The 17401-nt window shown below is 38.3% G+C and carries 17 protein-coding genes; 11 read left to right on the plus strand and 6 right to left on the minus strand.

All coding sequences use genetic code 11. The features are described 5' to 3' along the window. Window positions 1–4 precede the first annotated feature (4 nt). The 3 genes from lepB to era are packed head-to-tail and all read left to right on the plus strand — an operon-like array spanning window position 5 to window position 2644. On the plus strand, window positions 5–1054 hold the full coding sequence (gene lepB, locus GG9_RS07160; protein ID WP_005630309.1) for a signal peptidase I: 1050 nt from the start codon (window positions 5–7) through the stop codon (window positions 1052–1054). A 1-nt stretch (window position 1055) separates the two neighbouring features. After that, window positions 1056–1739, plus strand: a complete 684-nt coding sequence (rnc, locus tag GG9_RS07155) for a ribonuclease III (protein ID WP_005630311.1) — start codon at window positions 1056–1058, stop codon at window positions 1737–1739. Beyond that, entirely contained in the window at window positions 1736–2644 is a 909-nt protein-coding gene (gene era, locus GG9_RS07150; protein ID WP_005630313.1) for a GTPase Era, read from the plus strand. Before rnc ends, era begins: the two co-directional genes overlap by 4 nt. Before the next feature lie 59 nt (window positions 2645–2703). On the opposite strand, the gene rsmC is transcribed toward era, so the two are convergent. After that, on the minus strand, window positions 2704–3696 hold the full coding sequence (rsmC, locus tag GG9_RS07145) for a 16S rRNA (guanine(1207)-N(2))-methyltransferase RsmC (protein WP_005630315.1): 993 nt from the start codon (window positions 3694–3696) through the stop codon (window positions 2704–2706). A gap of 105 nt (window positions 3697–3801) precedes the next feature. Here rsmC and holD point away from each other — a divergent pair, with 105 nt between their 5' ends. Together holD and rimI are read left to right on the plus strand one after the other, a co-directional pair. After that, window positions 3802–4206: a DNA polymerase III subunit psi gene (gene holD / locus GG9_RS07140; protein ID WP_005630317.1), complete on the plus strand. Its 405-nt coding sequence runs from the start codon at window positions 3802–3804 to the stop codon at window positions 4204–4206. Window positions 4207–4208: 2 nt separating this feature from the next. Next, complete coding sequence (gene rimI / locus GG9_RS07135) at window positions 4209–4649, plus strand: ribosomal protein S18-alanine N-acetyltransferase (RefSeq protein ID WP_080451774.1); 441 nt, start codon at window positions 4209–4211, stop codon at window positions 4647–4649. A 44-nt stretch (window positions 4650–4693) separates the two neighbouring features. Here rimI and fdhE read toward each other — a convergent pair whose 3' ends face one another. The 4 genes from fdhE to fdnG all read right to left on the minus strand — a co-directional run bounded on the left by fdhE (window position 4694) and on the right by fdnG (window position 10412). Further along, window positions 4694–5602: a formate dehydrogenase accessory protein FdhE gene (gene fdhE / locus GG9_RS07130; RefSeq protein WP_005630322.1), complete on the minus strand. Its 909-nt coding sequence runs from the start codon at window positions 5600–5602 to the stop codon at window positions 4694–4696. Between the two features lie 71 nt (window positions 5603–5673). Then, window positions 5674–6393, minus strand: a complete 720-nt coding sequence (locus tag GG9_RS07125) for a formate dehydrogenase subunit gamma (protein WP_005630324.1) — start codon at window positions 6391–6393, stop codon at window positions 5674–5676. Continuing rightward, complete coding sequence (gene fdxH / locus GG9_RS07120) at window positions 6386–7324, minus strand: formate dehydrogenase subunit beta (protein ID WP_005630326.1); 939 nt, start codon at window positions 7322–7324, stop codon at window positions 6386–6388. The genes GG9_RS07125 and fdxH overlap by 8 nt, the downstream gene beginning before the upstream one ends. Before the next feature lies 1 nt (window position 7325). Then, window positions 7326–10412, minus strand: coding sequence for a formate dehydrogenase-N subunit alpha (gene fdnG, locus GG9_RS07115; protein ID WP_141561824.1), 3087 nt, complete (start codon window positions 10410–10412; stop codon window positions 7326–7328). Window positions 10413–10687: 275 nt separating this feature from the next. Between fdnG and fdhD the strand changes: the two genes are divergently transcribed. Beyond that, window positions 10688–11500, plus strand: coding sequence for a formate dehydrogenase accessory sulfurtransferase FdhD (fdhD, locus tag GG9_RS07105; RefSeq protein ID WP_005630332.1), 813 nt, complete (start codon window positions 10688–10690; stop codon window positions 11498–11500). Between the two features lie 38 nt (window positions 11501–11538). Here the strand turns inward: fdhD and GG9_RS07100 are convergent, their stop codons facing one another. Next, window positions 11539–11772: a zinc ribbon domain-containing protein gene (locus GG9_RS07100; RefSeq protein ID WP_032825035.1), complete on the minus strand. Its 234-nt coding sequence runs from the start codon at window positions 11770–11772 to the stop codon at window positions 11539–11541. A 197-nt stretch (window positions 11773–11969) separates the two neighbouring features. Here GG9_RS07100 and GG9_RS07095 point away from each other — a divergent pair, with 197 nt between their 5' ends. From GG9_RS07095 to GG9_RS07075, 5 genes are all read left to right on the plus strand, one after another. Then, a complete protein-coding gene (locus GG9_RS07095) occupies window positions 11970–13556 on the plus strand; it encodes a carbon starvation CstA family protein (protein ID WP_005630336.1) in 1587 nt (528 codons plus the stop codon). Window positions 13557–13762: 206 nt separating this feature from the next. Further along, complete coding sequence (mraZ, locus tag GG9_RS07090; RefSeq protein WP_005630337.1) at window positions 13763–14218, plus strand: division/cell wall cluster transcriptional repressor MraZ; 456 nt, start codon at window positions 13763–13765, stop codon at window positions 14216–14218. Between the two features lie 37 nt (window positions 14219–14255). Continuing rightward, window positions 14256–15221: a 16S rRNA (cytosine(1402)-N(4))-methyltransferase RsmH gene (rsmH, locus tag GG9_RS07085; RefSeq protein ID WP_005630339.1), complete on the plus strand. Its 966-nt coding sequence runs from the start codon at window positions 14256–14258 to the stop codon at window positions 15219–15221. 2 nt (window positions 15222–15223) lie between these two features. After that, window positions 15224–15547, plus strand: a complete 324-nt coding sequence (ftsL, locus tag GG9_RS07080) for a cell division protein FtsL (protein ID WP_005630341.1) — start codon at window positions 15224–15226, stop codon at window positions 15545–15547. A 12-nt stretch (window positions 15548–15559) separates the two neighbouring features. After that, window positions 15560–17392 (plus strand): penicillin-binding transpeptidase domain-containing protein, encoded by a 1833-nt coding sequence (locus tag GG9_RS07075; RefSeq protein WP_005630343.1) that lies wholly within the window; start codon window positions 15560–15562, stop codon window positions 17390–17392. The last annotated feature ends 9 nt before the right edge of the window (window positions 17393–17401 follow it).

Here is a 17401-nt window from a genome sequence, read left to right on the forward strand (position 1 = left end):
AAGTATGTCAAATTTATTTTTTGTGATTTTACTGGCGGTTGGTTTTGGTGTGTGGAAAGTTTTAGATTATTTTCAGTTGCCAAATACTTTTAGTATTTTGTTACTAATTTTGACCGCACTTTCAGGCGTATTATGGTGTTATCATCGTTTTGTGGTGCTGCCAAAACGTCATCGTCAAGTGGCACGTGCAGAACAACGTTCTGGTAAAACCTTAAGTGAGGAAGAAAAAACCAAAATTGAACCGATTTCTGAGGCTTCAGAATTTTTATCTTCACTTTTTCCTGTGCTTGCAGTGGTATTTTTGGTTCGTTCTTTTTTGTTTGAACCGTTTCAAATTCCCTCTGGCTCAATGGAATCCACCTTACGTGTTGGCGATTTTTTAATTGTGAATAAATATGCTTATGGTGTGAAAGATCCGATTTTCCAAAACACCATTATTGCAGGCGAAAAACCACAACGAGGTGATGTAATTGTGTTTAAAGCACCACAACAAGCTTTAATTCGTACTGGTCTTGGCGCGACGCGAGCAGCCTTTGCAGAAAATTTAGCGTTAAGCTCAAAAGATAATATGTCTGGCGTTGATTATATTAAGCGTATTGTTGGAAAGGGCGGAGATCGTGTCATTTTTGATGTGGAACAAAAAACATTAAAAATTGTATATGGTAAAGAGGGGAAACCTTGTGAAATTGATTGTGAAACCAAAGCGTTTGAATATTCACAAAATCCAACAAATCCTGCTTTTCCGAATGAATTAGAATTGACTGAAAAAGGCGATGTAACACATAACGTGTTAATTAGTGAATATCGTCGTTATTCAGGCTCTGAATTTTTCCCACAAGAGGGGATGCAAACTGCAGAATGGCTTGTGCCAGAGGGGCAGTATTTTGTGATGGGGGATCATCGCGATCACAGCGATGATAGCCGTTTCTGGGGCTTTGTGCCTGAAAAAAATATTGTGGGGAAAGCCACTTATATTTGGATGAGCTTAGAAAAAGAAGCGAATGAATGGCCAACAGGTTTCCGTTTTGAGCGTTTCTTTACAGCAATAAAATAAGATGAATCATTTAGATCGACTTGAGCGTAAAATCGGCTATCGTTTTAATGACATTGCGCTCTTAAAGCAGGCACTCACACATCGAAGTGCGGCAACTCAACATAATGAACGCCTAGAATTTCTAGGCGATTCCATTCTTAATTTCACTATCGCTGAGGTACTTTATCATCAGTTTCCACGTTGTAATGAAGGCGAACTGAGCCGTATGCGTGCTACTTTGGTACGCGAACCCACTTTAGCGATTTTAGCGCGCCAATTTGAATTAGGCGATTATATGTTGCTTGGTTCTGGCGAGCTAAAGAGCGGTGGTTTTCGCCGTGAATCTATTCTTGCCGATTGTGTAGAAGCAATTATTGGCGCGATGTCTTTGGATCAAGGATTGGCTGTGACGACCCAAGTGATTCGAAATTGGTATCAACAATTATTGGCAGAAATTAAACCAGGCGATAATCAAAAAGATGCAAAAACGCGTTTGCAAGAATATTTACAAGGTAAACATTTGCCATTGCCAACTTATGAAGTGGTAAATATTCAAGGGGAAGCCCATTGCCAAATTTTCACTGTTGAATGTAAAGTGAAAAGTGCGGAGAAAATTGACCGCACTTTTGTGGCAAAAGGATCTAGCCGTCGTAAAGCTGAACAAGCAGCAGCAGAACAAATTTTAAAAGAACTGGACATCAAATGACCGAACAATTCGACAAAACCTATTGCGGCTTTATTGCTATCGTAGGTCGCCCAAATGTGGGTAAATCAACGCTCTTAAATAAAATTTTAGGACAAAAAATTTCAATTACATCACGTAAAGCACAAACCACCCGTCACCGCATTGTGGGAATTAAAACTGAAGGGGCGTATCAAGAAATCTATGTGGATACGCCAGGGCTTCATATTGAAGAGAAACGTGCTATTAATCGTTTAATGAACCGTGCAGCAAGTAGTGCTATCGGCGATGTTGATTTAATTATTTTTGTCGTAGATGGCACACACTGGAATGCAGATGATGAAATGGTGTTAAACAAATTACGTAATGCAAAATCCCCCGTTGTGCTTGCTATCAACAAAGTAGATAACATCAAAAATAAAGATGATTTATTGCCGTTTATTACAGAACTTAGCAGTAAATTTAATTTTGCTCACGTTGTGCCAATTTCTGCACAGCGTGGGAATAATGTTCAGGAATTAGAGAAAATTGTACGCCAATCTTTACGCGAAGGTGTGCATCATTTCCCAGAAGATTATGTCACAGACCGTTCACAACGTTTTATGGCATCGGAAATAATCCGTGAAAAATTAATGCGTTTTACGGGGGAAGAATTGCCTTATTCTGTTACTGTTGAAATCGAACAGTTCAAAGTGAATGAACGTGGCACTTATGAAATAAATGGATTAATTTTGGTTGAGCGTGAGGGGCAGAAAAAAATGGTCATTGGTGCGGGCGGTCAAAAAATTAAAACTATTGGTATGGAAGCACGTGCTGATATGGAACGTTTATTTGATAACAAAGTCCATCTTGAACTTTGGGTAAAAGTGAAATCAGGTTGGGCTGATGATGAACGTGCGCTGCGAAGTTTAGGATATATGGATGAATAAAGTGCGGTAAAATTTATACGGATAATAAAAATCCCCATTATTGTGATGGGGATTTTTTTCTAATTTTTCACTGAATACACTCTAAATTTTCCTGTTTGAGCAAGAACTTGATAATCATTGAAATGTTGTCTAAGTAATTCGGGATAAGGCAAAAATGAATTGGCGACAATGCGTAATTCTCCACCTTGATTGAGGTGCCATTTCGCTTGAGTGATAAGTTCTGTTACGGCTCGATAGGCGGTATCAATGCCATCATGGAATGGCGGATTGGAAATGATTAAATCAAATTTTCCTTCTGTATCAGAAAAGACATCACTGACGTAAACCTCGCCTTGTAATTGATTTTCAGAAAGTGTTTTACGCGCTGATTCTAACGCCATAGCGTGAATATCTGTCATTGTAATTTGTGTGTTAGGCGAGCGTTTTTTTATCATAGAGCCAATTACTCCTGCTCCACAGCCAAGATCGAGTACTTTTCCTTTTATTTTATTATCAATGGTTGAAAGTAACAGTTCTGTGCCTGTGTCTAATTCCGCCGCACTAAATACCCCAGGTAAACTATAGATAGTTAGGTCTTCAAGTGTTGAATGTTGATAGGTTTTCCAGAAATTTTTAAGTTCAAAGTGCGGTTTATTTTGGAGTGAAAAATGATATAAACCGCAACGGCGAGCAGAGTCAATTTTTGCTATTTCCCCATAGGGTTTTAATGTTTTTTCTACTGAACGCACGCCACAACGATTTTCGCCAATAATTAATATTTCTTGACCAATAGGAGCTTGAGACAATAGTTGAAGTAGTTGGAAATTGACTTCTTGTTTGTTTTTAGTCCAATAATAAACGATTAAATCGGCTTGATCTTGAAATTCAACGGAAAAATTGACCGCACTTTGCGTTCTTGCATAGTCAAAATAGCAGCTCCAAATTTGGATTGATTGGCATTTTGAGGCTAATGTTTGAGGAAAATTATCAGAAATTCCTCCAGCAAATAATACCGATTTACCATTAAAAAATGAAAGATGGCGTTCTAAAACTTGGCTCTCTAGAGAAATCACGCTTTGAATCCTGTGGGTTATTAGTTAAAATTATGCGTCATTTTAGCAAAGATTAATAAAAGAAATTAACACTATTTTTCAAGCAACGTTTTTAAAAATTCACTTATGAACAGACGCGATCTTCTTTTACAAGAAATGGGGATTTCCCAGTGGACATTATATCGCCCCGAGGTGCTGCAAGGTTCCGTAGGAATTAGTGTGGCAGAGAATATTCGCTTTATCACTGTTTCCGATGAGAATATCAGTAGCTCTCCTTTATTGGCTGATGTGCTGTTAAGCCTTGATCTTAAAAAAGAAAATTGTTTATGTTTGAATTACGATCAAATCCAGCATATGGAATGTAAGCAGCCTATTCGTTACTGGCTACTATCAGAAAATAGCGACCAAATTGACCGCACTTTGCCATTTTGTATTCAGGCAGAGCAGGTTTATCGCTCGCCAAGTTGGCAGCAATTTCAATCTAATCATCAAGCCAAACGAGCGTTATGGCAACAAATTCAGCAGCCTTAATTATGTCTATTATTTCTCAAATTGAAGCCTGTGATTTCGAGCGATTGTATGAAATCGAGCAGCAAGCACATCTTGTGCCTTGGTCATTTGGTACGTTAAAAAATAATCAAGGGGATCGTTATCTCAATTTAAAATTAATTGAGAATAATCAGATTATCGGTTTTGCTATTTGCCAAACAGTATTGGATGAAGCGACTTTGTTTAATATTGCGATTTTACCGTCCTATCAAGGTAATGGATTGGGGAAATTATTGTTGAATGAGTTAATCGCTCGGTTAAAAGAAAAAGGTGTACAGACCTTATGGCTAGAAGTCAGAGAGTCTAATCCTGCTCGTTTCTTGTATGAAAAAATTGGTTTTAATGAAGTGGATATTCGGAAAAATTATTATCCTAAACCCAGTGGTGGACGAGAAAATGCCGTAGTAATGGCCTGTTATTTATAGACACGAATGATATAGCCTAGGATGTTTATCCTAGGCTATATTTTTTATGCTTCTTCTGCAGGAAAAACAAATGGATTTAATCCGCTGCGTGCGAAACCCTTTTCTTCCATTTCAATATCTAAGAAAATGGAGGCCAAATCATCGGCTACAGGTTCTACGTAAGGATCTTTTTCTTGGAACATCATTTTTAAGTAACTTTCACAGCTACCACAGGTTTCGGCACGAACAAGTGCAAGTTCTTCATCTAACGACCACATTTCGAGTTTGTCGTGGCTATTACAATTGGTGCATTGTGCGCGTACTAAATTCCATTCACTTTCACATAAATTACAATGTAAGTAGCGTAACCCTTGTGATGTACCAATTTGTACCATACTTGCCACTGGTAAAGAACCACAAACAGGGCAGTGATGTAAATTTTCGGCGTTCTCAACTTGGCTATTATGGGGTATTTGCTGGGCGAGCTGTAACCAATAAAGGGAAAGTGCAGCCCAAATAAAGACGGCTTTATCACTGCTGACTAAATTAAATTCTTGTGCTAATAGCTTATTTGCCATTTCTTCTAATTCGGCAGAGGAGGCTTTTTCAAGACATTCGATTGTTGCAGAAATTTGCTCGTTAGCTTTGGGCTTTATTTCATCAAGAATTTCAGTTAAGTATTCACGCCAGATACTGTCTCGCTTAAAGGTTTTGGCATTTAGTGGCTCGATAGCATTTAACTGTTCAAGCTGTTGTGGCGGTAAAGGATTTTTTTCTAACGTGGAAAGTTGGCTTTCAACTATATCTGCAGCAAATAATAAATAATCAGATAGAGGATGATTTTGTGCTAAGTCTCTTAAACGTTTTGCTCTGCGTTGGTAAAGATTTTTAGGATTGGCAAATAAAACCGCTGGGGCTTGATATGAATTTGCTACTTGTTTAATTTCTGATTCAGATAAGATTTTGATATTCATATTCTTCTCTCTTTTAGAATAAAAAGTGCGGTCAATTTTAACCGCACTTTTTTCTTTTTCAGGATTTCAGCTTATTTGCCAAATCCTTTAAATAATACTTTGGTTTTACCTACTTTTTTGCCAGATTGCTCGTTGAGTAAATCTTCTTCAAGTTTTGATAAAACTTCTTCACGATACCATCTCGGGTGGTGTTTTTTCGCCCAACGAACGGTTACCCAACCTTCAACAATACCGCGAATTGATCCTTTAACCCAAAATGCCATATATATATGCACCAAGATACCCGTGAATAACATAAAAGCACTTGCAGAGTGGAGCAAAATAGCAATTCGCAATACTGGGATTGAGAAGTAATGTGAAAAATATTGACGCCACATAATGATGCCAGTGACTAATAACGTTACCATTGCCAAGTTTAATGTCCAAAAGAGCATTTTTTGACCAAGGTTATATTTACCGTTGTCAGCAACTGCGTGTTCATTCCCTTTAAGCACTTCAATAACACCTTTTGCCCAGCGAATATCGTTTTTCTCTGGAATATTGTGATCCCAGTACAATAACGCTAAGTAGATGAAAGCGAAGAACATTAAAATCCCTGTGAATGGATGAATGGCGCGCGCAATTTGTGGTGTACCCAAAATTTCTGTGAGCCAAGCAAAGTCAGGGAAGAAAAATGCAACACCAGTGAACATCGTCATAAAAAAGCAAATAACCAACATCCAGTGACTAATACGCGCTGGAGTTCTATGACGGATAACGCGAGTATCATTGCTAATTTCAATTTTACTCATTATTTTCCCCCTTAGACGGTTTATTTTCTTCAAATTCGTGATGATGATCTTCTACATCTTCTTCTACATTTGGGCCAACGGTTAAGTAGTGCGCAACTTCTGCTAGAGCTAGACCACCCATTGCAACTGCAGCGACTGGTTTCAATACATCTTTCCATAAGGTCACACTCAAATCAATTTGAGGATCTTTTGGAAGACCATTGTAAAGCTCAGGTTTATCTGCGTGATGCAACACATACATTACGTGTGTACCGCCTACACCTGGAGGATCATAAAGTCCTGCGTTTTCATAACCACGGGATTTTAAATCTGCAACACGTTGTTCTGCATAAATTTTCATTTCTTCTTTAGAGCCGAAACGAATCGCACCTGTTGGACAGGTTTTCACGCAAGCTGGTTCTTGTCCTACAGAAACACGATCCACGCAAAGGGTGCATTTGTATACACGATTGTCTTCAGGATTCATTCGTGGAATATTGAATGGACAGCCTGCAATACAATAACCACAACCAATACATTTATCGGATTGGAAATCTACAATACCGTTAGCATATTGAATGATTGCACCTGGTGCAGGACAAGCCTTTAAACAACCAGGTTCTGCGCAGTGCATACAGCCATCTTTACGAATCAGCCATTCTAAACGATCGTTTTCTTCAACTTCGTTAAAACGCATCACCGTCCACGCTTTTGCATCAAGATCAACTGGATTGTCATAAACCCCAACACATTGTGCATTGACATCAGAGCGAATATCATTCCACTCTGAACAACCCACTTGGCAGGCTTTACATCCGATACAAGTTGAAACATCAATTAATTTTGCGACTTCAACTTTATGATCTCTCGCTTGTGGAGCTGGTGTTAAACCAGATGTTGCGGAGATTTTAATAACGTCTTGCGTTTGAACGCCTTGAGCAGTTCCAGCCATATTATGCCTCCCCAACTTTTTCAATATTTACCAAGAATGTTTTGTATTCTGGTGTTTGTGTGATTGCCTCACCCCAAGATGGTGTTAAGGTATTTGTAGAGAATCCACGGTTACCTTTGCCATTTAATGCCTTCATATTCCAGTGAATTGGAAGACCTATATGGTGTACGACACGTCCATCAATTTCGAGATCTTTAAGACGTTTTGTAACTACGGCAACCGCTTTAATATAGCCACGACGAGAAGTAATTTTTACCATATCGCCTTTTTGGATGCCTTTTTCTGCCGCTAATTTTTCGCCAATTTCCACAAATTGTTGTGGTTGTGCGATGATATTTAATGCAGATTGTGCAGTCCAACTGTGGAAATGCTCGGTTAAACGATAAGTTGTTGCTACAAATGGATAGTCTTTATTTGAACCAATAAATTCACGATCTTCTTTATAGATACGTAAAGTTGGATCTGTCACTACATTTGGATGAAGTGGGTTTGTATCAATTGGGCTTTCAACTGGTTCATAGTGTTCTGGCATTGGGCCATTTGCAATTTTATCAACGGCAAATAAACGTCCTACGCCTTCTGCGGACATAATAAATGGCCCTGTATCAGAACCTGGTGGTTGCGTGCCGTAGTCAGCAATATCAAACCAGTTCCAGTTTTTACCGTTCCATTTGATTAATTGGCGGTTTTTATCCCAAGGATTACCATTGATATCTAATGATGCACGGCTATAAAGTACGCGGCGGTTTGCAGGCCATGCAAATCCCCAACCAATAGTACAGCCTAAACCCGATGGATCTGAATTATCGCGATTAGCAGTTTGATTGCCTTTTTCAGTCCATTGACCAACATATAACCAGTTACCTGATGTTGTTGTACCATCATCACGTAAATGTGCAAATCCATTGAGTAATTGACCTTTCTTGTACATCAAGTTACCGTTTGGATCATAAAGGTCTTCAAGCGCATAACCATTTAATTCTTTGGCTAATTCAACCGCACTTGGTGAGTGTGGTTGAGCATAATTCCAAGTCATCGCTTCAAAAGATTCAATGCCTTGACCACCCTCTTTTTTGTAAAGTTCGTGCATTTCTTCGCGTAGCATAGAAAGAATATCAACATCAGGTAAGGCTTCTCCCGGTTGATCGCAACCTTTCCAGTGCCATTGAGCCCAGCGACCAGAATTAACGATTGATCCTTCTTCTTCTGCGAAACAAGTAGTTGGTAAACGGAAAACTTCTGTTTGAATTTCCGCAGGGTTTACATCATTTGACTCACCAAAATTTCTCCAAAATTCTGATGATTCAGTTTGTAATGGATCCATAACGACTAAGTATTTCAGTTTACTCATACCAGATAACGTTTTATTTTTATTTGGTAGTGAATTTAATACGTTAAAACCTTGTAAAATCCAACCGTGTAATTTGCCTTCATTCATCAATTTAACGTGAGTAATTGGATCATATAGGCGATCTGCTTTTGGTAAGAAATCGAACCCCCAGCCATTTTCCTTAGTGGCATTATCTCCGTAGAAAGTTTTCATCATACTGACAAAGAATTTTGAAGTATGACGATAATAGTTCACTTGGTTTGGAACGATATCTTTCGGTGTAATTGCGTTAATGTATTGCTCGTAAGAGGTATCTTTGTCGTTTGGCAAACGCATATAACCTGGTAAAGACATTGGCAATAAGCCCATATCTGTCGTACCTTGCACATTGGAGTGTCCACGTAATGCGTTAATACCGCCACCTGGCATTCCCATATTACCTAAAAGTAATTGTATCATCGCCATTGAGCGAATATTTTGTGTACCGATTGAATGCTCTGTAAAGCCTAACGCATATAGATGCGTCATCGTTTTATTTGGTACTGAGGTTTTACCAATTTCTTCACAGATTTGTAAGAAGAGTTTTTGTTTTACACCTGTAATACGCTCAACCATTTCTGGGGTATAACGAGAAACGTGTTCCTTTAAGATGTTAATGACACAACGAGGATGTTGTAATGTCATATCACGTTTAGCGTGACCATTTTCATCAAATTGGTAGTTCCATTTAGATTTATCGTAGTTACGTTTTTCTTCGTTATACCCTACAAATAAACCATCTTCAAATTTGAAACCTTCATCAATTAAGAATGATGCGTTGGTATAGTATTTAACATATTCGTGTTGAATTTGGTTTGTTTCCAATAGGTAACGGATCACGCCCATTAAGAACGTAATATCAGAACCAGAACGAATTGGCGCATGAAGATCAGCAACGGATGCTGTACGGTTAAAACGCGGATCAATAACGATGATTTTCGCACCGTTTTTCTTCGCTTCAATTGCCCAACGGAAGCCAACAGGATGGGCTTCAGCAGGGTTACCGCCTTGAACGATGATTAAGTTGGCATTTTTAATATCAACCCAGTTATTTGTCATGGCACCGCGACCAAATGATGGAGCAAGACTTGCTACCGTTGGTCCGTGTCAAGTATTCGCTTGGTTACATACTGGCACCATACCGAGCATTCGAATCCACTTTTGCGTTAATAACGCAGCTTCATTGCTCATTGCTGATGCAGTCATAATTCCTGTCGTTGCCCAACGATTAACCGTTTTTCCATTTGCATCTTTTTCAACAAAGTTGGCATCTCGGTCATCTTTCATTAAACGAGCAATACGTTTAATGGCATCTTTCCAAGAAATTCGTTCCCATTTATCAGAACCGGGCGCACGATATTGAGGATATAAAGAACGGCTTTCACTATTTACATAATCGAGTGCGCCAGCACCTTTCGGGCAAAGCGCACCACGACTGACTGGATGATCTGGATCACCCTCAATATGAAAGAGTTTTGAACGAGTATTTGTGCCAGTATGGCTGCTTAATGAATTGTAAGGTTTGCCTGTGCTATATAACAACATACCACAACTTACAGCGCAATATGTACAGGTGTTACGGGATTCAAACGCGCGTAATAATTTATATTCGCGTGGCGCAGCTAATACGTTTGCTGGAGAAAAACCCAACATCGCAGCTGACGTTCCCGCCATACCACCTGCACAGACCTTAAAGAATTTTCTTCTTGAGATCTGCATAATCACTCCTTTCAACAACAAGTTGTTGAGATATTTAGATAGTAATAAATTCGTCTAGTGTAACTAGATAATTTGGTTGATTTCGTTAAAATAACGTTACTCAACATCGCAAATTGGTTCAAAAGTGGGCCAATTTATGGACGCCTAGAATAACGATTTTTTAACGATAAATCCATAATCAAATGGCATTATAACGCAGAAATATTATGATCTAGATCATAAATTTACAAAAAAATTAACATTTTTTTTACATTTTAGTAATGGGTAGGTAAAGAATGGATTGGCTGATTAAACAAACGATTAACTTTTTTAAAAGAAATAAAAGTATAGAAAATTCAACCGCACTTTTACAATCAAAAGAAGATTTTCTAGCGGTCGAAATGCCAGTTTCATTAGTTTATAACGGTATTTCTCATGCGGTTATGATGTGTTCACCGAAAGATTTAGAGGTATTTGCTCTGGGGTTTTCTCTCACGGAAGGCATTATTGAAAAACCTTCGGATATTTACGGCATTGATGTAGTGGAAGTTTGCAATGGTATTGAAGTGCAAATCGAACTGTCTAGCCGAAAATTTATGGCATTAAAAGAGCATCGTCGTAATCTTACGGGACGTACGGGGTGCGGCATTTGTGGCACGGAGCAGCTTAATCAAGTGTATAAAAATTTTCCGAAATTAGACCGCACTTTTAAGTTTGATTTGAATTTGCTCGATGGCTGTTTGTCAGAGCTTCATAAAAATCAACGATTAGGTCAGCAAACAGGTTCGACACATGCTTGTGGCTTTTTTGATTTAGAAGGTAATATGCTTGCTATTTTTGAAGATGTGGGTCGTCATGTCGCGCTTGATAAATTACTTGGCTGGCATGCAAAATCAGGCAAGCCTAATGGAATTATTGTCGCTTCGAGTCGTGCAAGTTATGAAATGGTTCAAAAAACTATTTCTTGTGGGGTGGAAATGTTAGTGACGATTTCTGGAGCAACTAATCTTGCCGTGAAAATGGCTGAAGCACATCATTTGACTTTGATTGGCTTTGCAAGAGAAGGCAAAGGGAATATCTATAGTGGAGATGGACGAATTAATAGTTAATATCTGAAGTAACTTTATATACATACGAGATATTTTTTCTATTTATTTGTAATCCAACTAGCTATCGCGATAAAAATAGCAAAGATGCAAAGCCAAATTATGTGGAGTTTTGTACTTTTACGATTGATTTCAGCATTATGCAGCCGTCGTTTTTCTAATTGTTGTTTATAAATTTCTAAATCTGCGTGTTTGAAAGAAAAACCACAATTAGGGCAGTTTTCTGCATTTTCACTAATCTTTTTTCTGCATTCAGGGCATCGAGTTAAGGCCATATTTTCTCTATAATCCATAAAATTACTTATTTATTAGTATATTAATTGAATTTTTAGATTTTATAAATGTGATATAAGTCACAAATCTATAAAAATCTTTAAATTCAATTTTTGATTTAGAACAATTTGAAATAGAATACCGCAGCTTGTTTAGGGCATACACTAAATATTTTTGTTTATCTTTGAGGAGCCTTTCTATGCTATGGTTTTTCTTTTGTGTAGCCATTTTGATTCTTGGTTACTTTGTTTATGGAAAAATTATCGAAAAAATCTTTGTGATTAATCCACAACGTCAGACCCCTGCTTACCAGGTAAATGATGGCGTGGATTATATGCCAATGTCAAAAACCAAAATTTGGTTAATTCAATTATTAAACATTGCTGGAACTGGTCCTATTTTTGGTCCGATTCTTGGTGCGTTATACGGACCAGTGGCAATGCTTTGGATTGTAATCGGTTGTATTTTTGCCGGTGCAGTGCATGACTATTTCTGTGGTATGTTAAGTATCCGTCATGGCGGTGCAACTATGCCATATTTAGCTGGTAAATTCTTAGGTCGTCCTGTAAAAGTATTTATTAACACATTGGCACTTGTACTTTTATTATTAGTAGGTGTTGTGTTTGTATCAAGCCCAGCTCAATTAATGGGTACGATTACCATGGACTTATTGGGCGCATCTCAAGGGGCGTTACAATTAGGTGATGCTGAGGCTGTTCATCATGCAGTTGAAGCCGGTGGTATCAAAGTATGGGGAATGGATAAAGCAACGGTTGTTGCAGTTTGGACGATTATTATCTTTGCTTATTATATTCTTGCAACCTTACTTCCAGTTGATAAGATTATTGGTCGAATTTATCCACTCTTTGGTGCGTTATTACTCTTTATGTCAGTCGGTATGGTATACGGATTAGTTGTTTCACATTTTAGTGCAACAGATCCAATTGAGTTTTTCCGTACAATCAATGCTGATGGCGAGGGTTTAACTTGGGCGAAATTTACGCAAAACTTCCAAGTGAAGGGTGATGTTCCAATTTGGCCATTATTGTTCTTAACTATTTCTTGTGGTGCATTATCTGGTTTCCATGCAACTCAAACTCCTTTAATGGCGCGTTGTGCTGAAAATGAAAAAGAAGGCCGTTTTATCTTTTATGGTGCAATGATTGCTGAAGGTGTAATTGCGTTAATCTGGTGTATGGTTGGGCTTGCATTCTATGAAAACCCACAAGCATTACAAGATGCGATTTCAGCAGGTTCTCCGTCTAAAGTTGTGTATGACAGTTCGTTACACTTCTTAGGTTTTATCGGTGGTATTTTTGCTGTGTTAGGTGTGGTGGTTTTACCTATTACTTCTGGCGATACCGCATTCCGTGCTGCTCGTTTACAATTAGCAGAAATTTTCCATATCGACCAACGTTCATTGCCTAAACGTTTATTAATTGCTGTACCACTATTCGTATTAGGCTATTTCGTTTCAACCATTGACTTTAGCGTATTATGGCGTTATTTCACTTGGGCAAACCAAATGACAGCAATGGTAATGTTATGGACTGCAGCAGCATACTTATATCGCTACCATAAATTCCACTGGGTTGCGTCTATTCCAGCTTGGTTTATTACAACAGTATGTGCAACTTACTTGTTCTACAACAAAATCGGTTTTGGTTTAGATTATCAACTTTCAGTTTATCTTGGTTTTGCAACAACAATTGTTTGTATCGTGTTATTCTTCGCTATGCTTAATCCATTAGGCGAGCGTGATGAAGAAGCGTATGTGAATAATTAATCAAGATAATTTGGTTTAAAAAAAGCCGTTTGAGATATTGTCTCAAACGGCTTTTTATTTTGATAAAAAAATAGGGGTATTTCAGGGGTAATCGCTTGCAACTTAAGCAAACAAATTATAAACTTACATGGATGTGGAGAAAAGTGGTGTTTTGTGGAGATTTTTAGAAAAATTTCTCAAAATAAGTTCAATTTTTAAGGCGTAATATGTTTCGTGGTGCAACAGCAGTTAATTTAGATTCTAAGGGACGTGTAGCGATCCCAACCCGCTATCGCTCTGAAATTCTTGAAAAGAACCAAGGGCAAATGGTTTGTACTGTGGATATTCGCCAACCCTGCCTTTTACTTTATCCCCTTGATGAATGGGAAAAAATTGAACAAAAACTTCTCGCACTTTCTAACTTTGATCCTACCCAACGCCGTTTGCAACGAGTAATGCTTGGCCATGCCACTGAATGTGAGATGGATGCTCAGGGCCGTATTTTGCTTAGTGGACCATTACGTCAACATGCAAAATTAGAAAAAGGTTTAATGTTGGTTGGGCAACTTAATAAATTTGAAATTTGGAGTGCTGTAGAATGGCATGCCCAAATTGAAGAAGATATGGAAATTGGTTCAAGTGCAGACTTTGTGTCTGAGGCTTTGAAAGATTTCTCATTATAGAAAATGATTCACCGTTTTTTACTTTTATATTGTATTTATGGATATCGAAAATTCCTTTTCTTCACCTGAACATATCACAGTTTTACTTCACGAAGCCGTGAATGGCTTGGCATTGAAGGAAAATGGAATTTATATTGACGGTACTTTTGGTCGTGGTGGACATTCTCGTTTAATCCTTTCTAAATTATCCCCAAATGGTCGTCTCATTGGCGTTGACCGAGATCCTAGAGCAATTGCTGAATCTCAAAAAATTCAAGACTCACGTTTTCAGATTGAACACAACAGCTTTTCCCATATTCCTGAAATTTGTGAAAAATTAAATTTGGTTGGCAAAATTGATGGTATTTTGCTTGATCTTGGCGTGTCATCCCCACAGCTTGATGAAGCAGAGCGTGGTTTTAGTTTTATGAAAGATGGCCCACTTGATATGCGTATGGACACGACTCAAGGTTTGTCAGCAGCAGAATGGTTAAAACAAGTATCGGTTGAGGATTTAACTTGGGTTTTGAAAACTTTTGGCGAAGAGCGTTTCGCTAAACGTATTGCCACTGCTATTGTTGATTACAACAAAAGTGCGGCTAAAAATGGCACCGAATTTTTATCGCGTACTAGTCAATTAGCTGAACTTATTTCACAAGCGGTACCTTTCAAAGATAAACATAAACATCCTGCGACTCGTAGTTTCCAAGCTATTCGTATTTTTATCAATGCAGAATTAGATGAATTGGAAAGTGTACTCAATTCTGCTTTAGACATGCTAGCGCCAGAAGGCCGTTTATCAATCATTAGTTTCCATTCTTTAGAAGATAGAATGGTGAAACATTTTATGAAAAAACAAAGTAAAGGTGAGGATATCCCTAAAGGTTTGCCATTGAGAGAAGACCAAATTCAACGTAATCAAAAATTAAAAACTATTGGTAAAGCAATTCAACCAAGTGATGCAGAAATTCAAGCAAATCCTCGTTCAAGAAGTGCGGTATTACGTGTAGCGGAGAGAATTTAGTGATGTCTGAAAATAATAAACCTCGTTATCCGTTACAGCAGATTTTGGTTGAAGATCTATTTTCTTCAAATAAATTGATTGTGTTGTTATTGGTTGCGATTTTGATTTCATCAATGGGCGTGATTTGGGTAACTCATCAGACTCGTCGATTAATTTCTGAAAATGGTCAATTGATTTTACAGCGCCAAGCGCTTGAAAGTGAATATCGAAATTTGCAAGTACAAGAAGCAACAGAGGGAGATAGTACTCGAGTAGAGTCTATTGCTGTTGGCACCTTAAAAATGAAAACATTATCCCCAGAACAAGAAGTTGAAATTAGAGAATAATAGGTAGAAAAGATGGTTAAGTTCAATTCTTCTCGTAAATCAGGTAAAGCAAAAAAAACAATTAGAAAATTGACCACACCTGAAACCGTAAAACATAACAAACAGAAAATTGTGTTTGAAAAATGTTTTATGCGTGTTCGTTATGGAGTTTCTGCTTTTTTTATTTTGGCTGGTTTATGTGCTTTAGTTGCTCGTGCGGCTTATGTGCAGTCTGTTGATTCGAGTACCTTATCTGGAGAGGCTGATAAACGTTCTTTGCGTAAAGATGAAGTGTTATCTGTGCGTGGTTCAATTTTAGATCGTAATGGTCAGCTTTTATCTGTGAGTGTCCCGATGAATGCTGTGGTTGCAGATCCGAAAACCATGTTAAAAGAAAATGCACTTGCGGATAAAGAACGGATTACTGCGTTGGCTCAAGAATTGGGTATGAGCGAAAATGATTTGGTGAAAAAAATCGAGAAGAATTCCAAATCAGGTTATTTGTATTTGGCTCGTCAAGTAGAATCGAACAAAGCAGATTATATTCGTAAACTTAAGATTAAAGGTGTTAATTTAGAGACTGAGCATCGTCGTTTTTATCCTCGCGTAGAAGAGGCTGCACATGTGGTGGGCTATACCGATATTGATGGAAACGGTATTGAGGGCATTGAGAAAAGCTTTAATTCCATGCTTGTGGGTAAAGATGGTTCACGTACTGTTCGTAAAGATAAACGCGGAAATATTGTTGAACATATTGCGGATGAGAAAAAATATGATGCGCAAGATGTCACCTTAAGTATCGATGAAAAATTACAATCCATGGTATATCGTGAGATTAAAAAGGCGGTGTCTGATAATAATGCTGAGTCTGGTACTGCAGTATTAGTCGATGTTCGAACTGGTGAAGTGTTGGCTATGGCTACTGCCCCATCTTATAATCCAAACAATCGTGTGGGTGTGAAATCCGAGTTAATGCGTAACCGTGCAATCACCGACACGTTTGAGCCAGGTTCTACTGTAAAACCTTTCGTGGTTTTAACCGCACTTCAACGCGGAGTAGTGCGTCGTGATGAAATCATCAACACGGGATCATTCACAGTTAGTGGCAAAGAAATTGTGGACGTTGCACCTCGCGCACAACAAACTTTAGATGAGATTTTAATTAATTCTAGTAACCGTGGTGTGAGTCGCCTTGCATTGCGTATGCCACCTAGTGCATTGATGGAAACTTATCAAAATGCAGGTTTAAGTAAACCGACAGATTTAGGCTTGATCGGTGAACAAGTTGGGATTTTGAACGCAAACCGTAAACGCTGGGCAGATATTGAACGTGCAACAGTCGCTTATGGTTACGGTATTACTGCGACACCTTTACAAGTTGCTCGTGCCTATGCAACCCTTGGTAGTTTCGGTGTTTATCGCCCGCTTTCTATCACTAAAGTTGATCCGCCAGTTATTGGGAAACGGGTTTTCTCTGAAAAAATAACTAAAGATATTGTGGGAATTTTAGAGAAAGTCGCAATTAAAAATAAACGCGCAATGGTGGAAGGCTACCGCGTCGGCGTGAAAACGGGTACGGCACGTAAGATTGAAAATGGACATTATGTAAAGAAATATGTGGCATTTACTGCGGGTATTGCACCAATTAGTGACCCTCGTTATGCTTTAGTGATTTTGATCAATGATCCAAAAGCAGGTGAATATTATGGTGGTGCAGTTTCTGCGCCAGTATTCTCTAGTATCATGGGCTATGCTTTGCGTGCAAATGCTATTCCACAAGATGCTGAACCCGCTGAAAAAACAGCAACGAAAAGCGCGAAACGTATCGTATATGTTGGTGATCACAAGAATCAAAAAGTGAATTAAGGAAAAACT

Source organism: Haemophilus haemolyticus M19501, from assembly GCF_000222025.1.
In the GTDB taxonomy this organism is placed as follows: Bacteria; Pseudomonadota; Gammaproteobacteria; order Enterobacterales; family Pasteurellaceae; genus Haemophilus; species Haemophilus haemolyticus_G.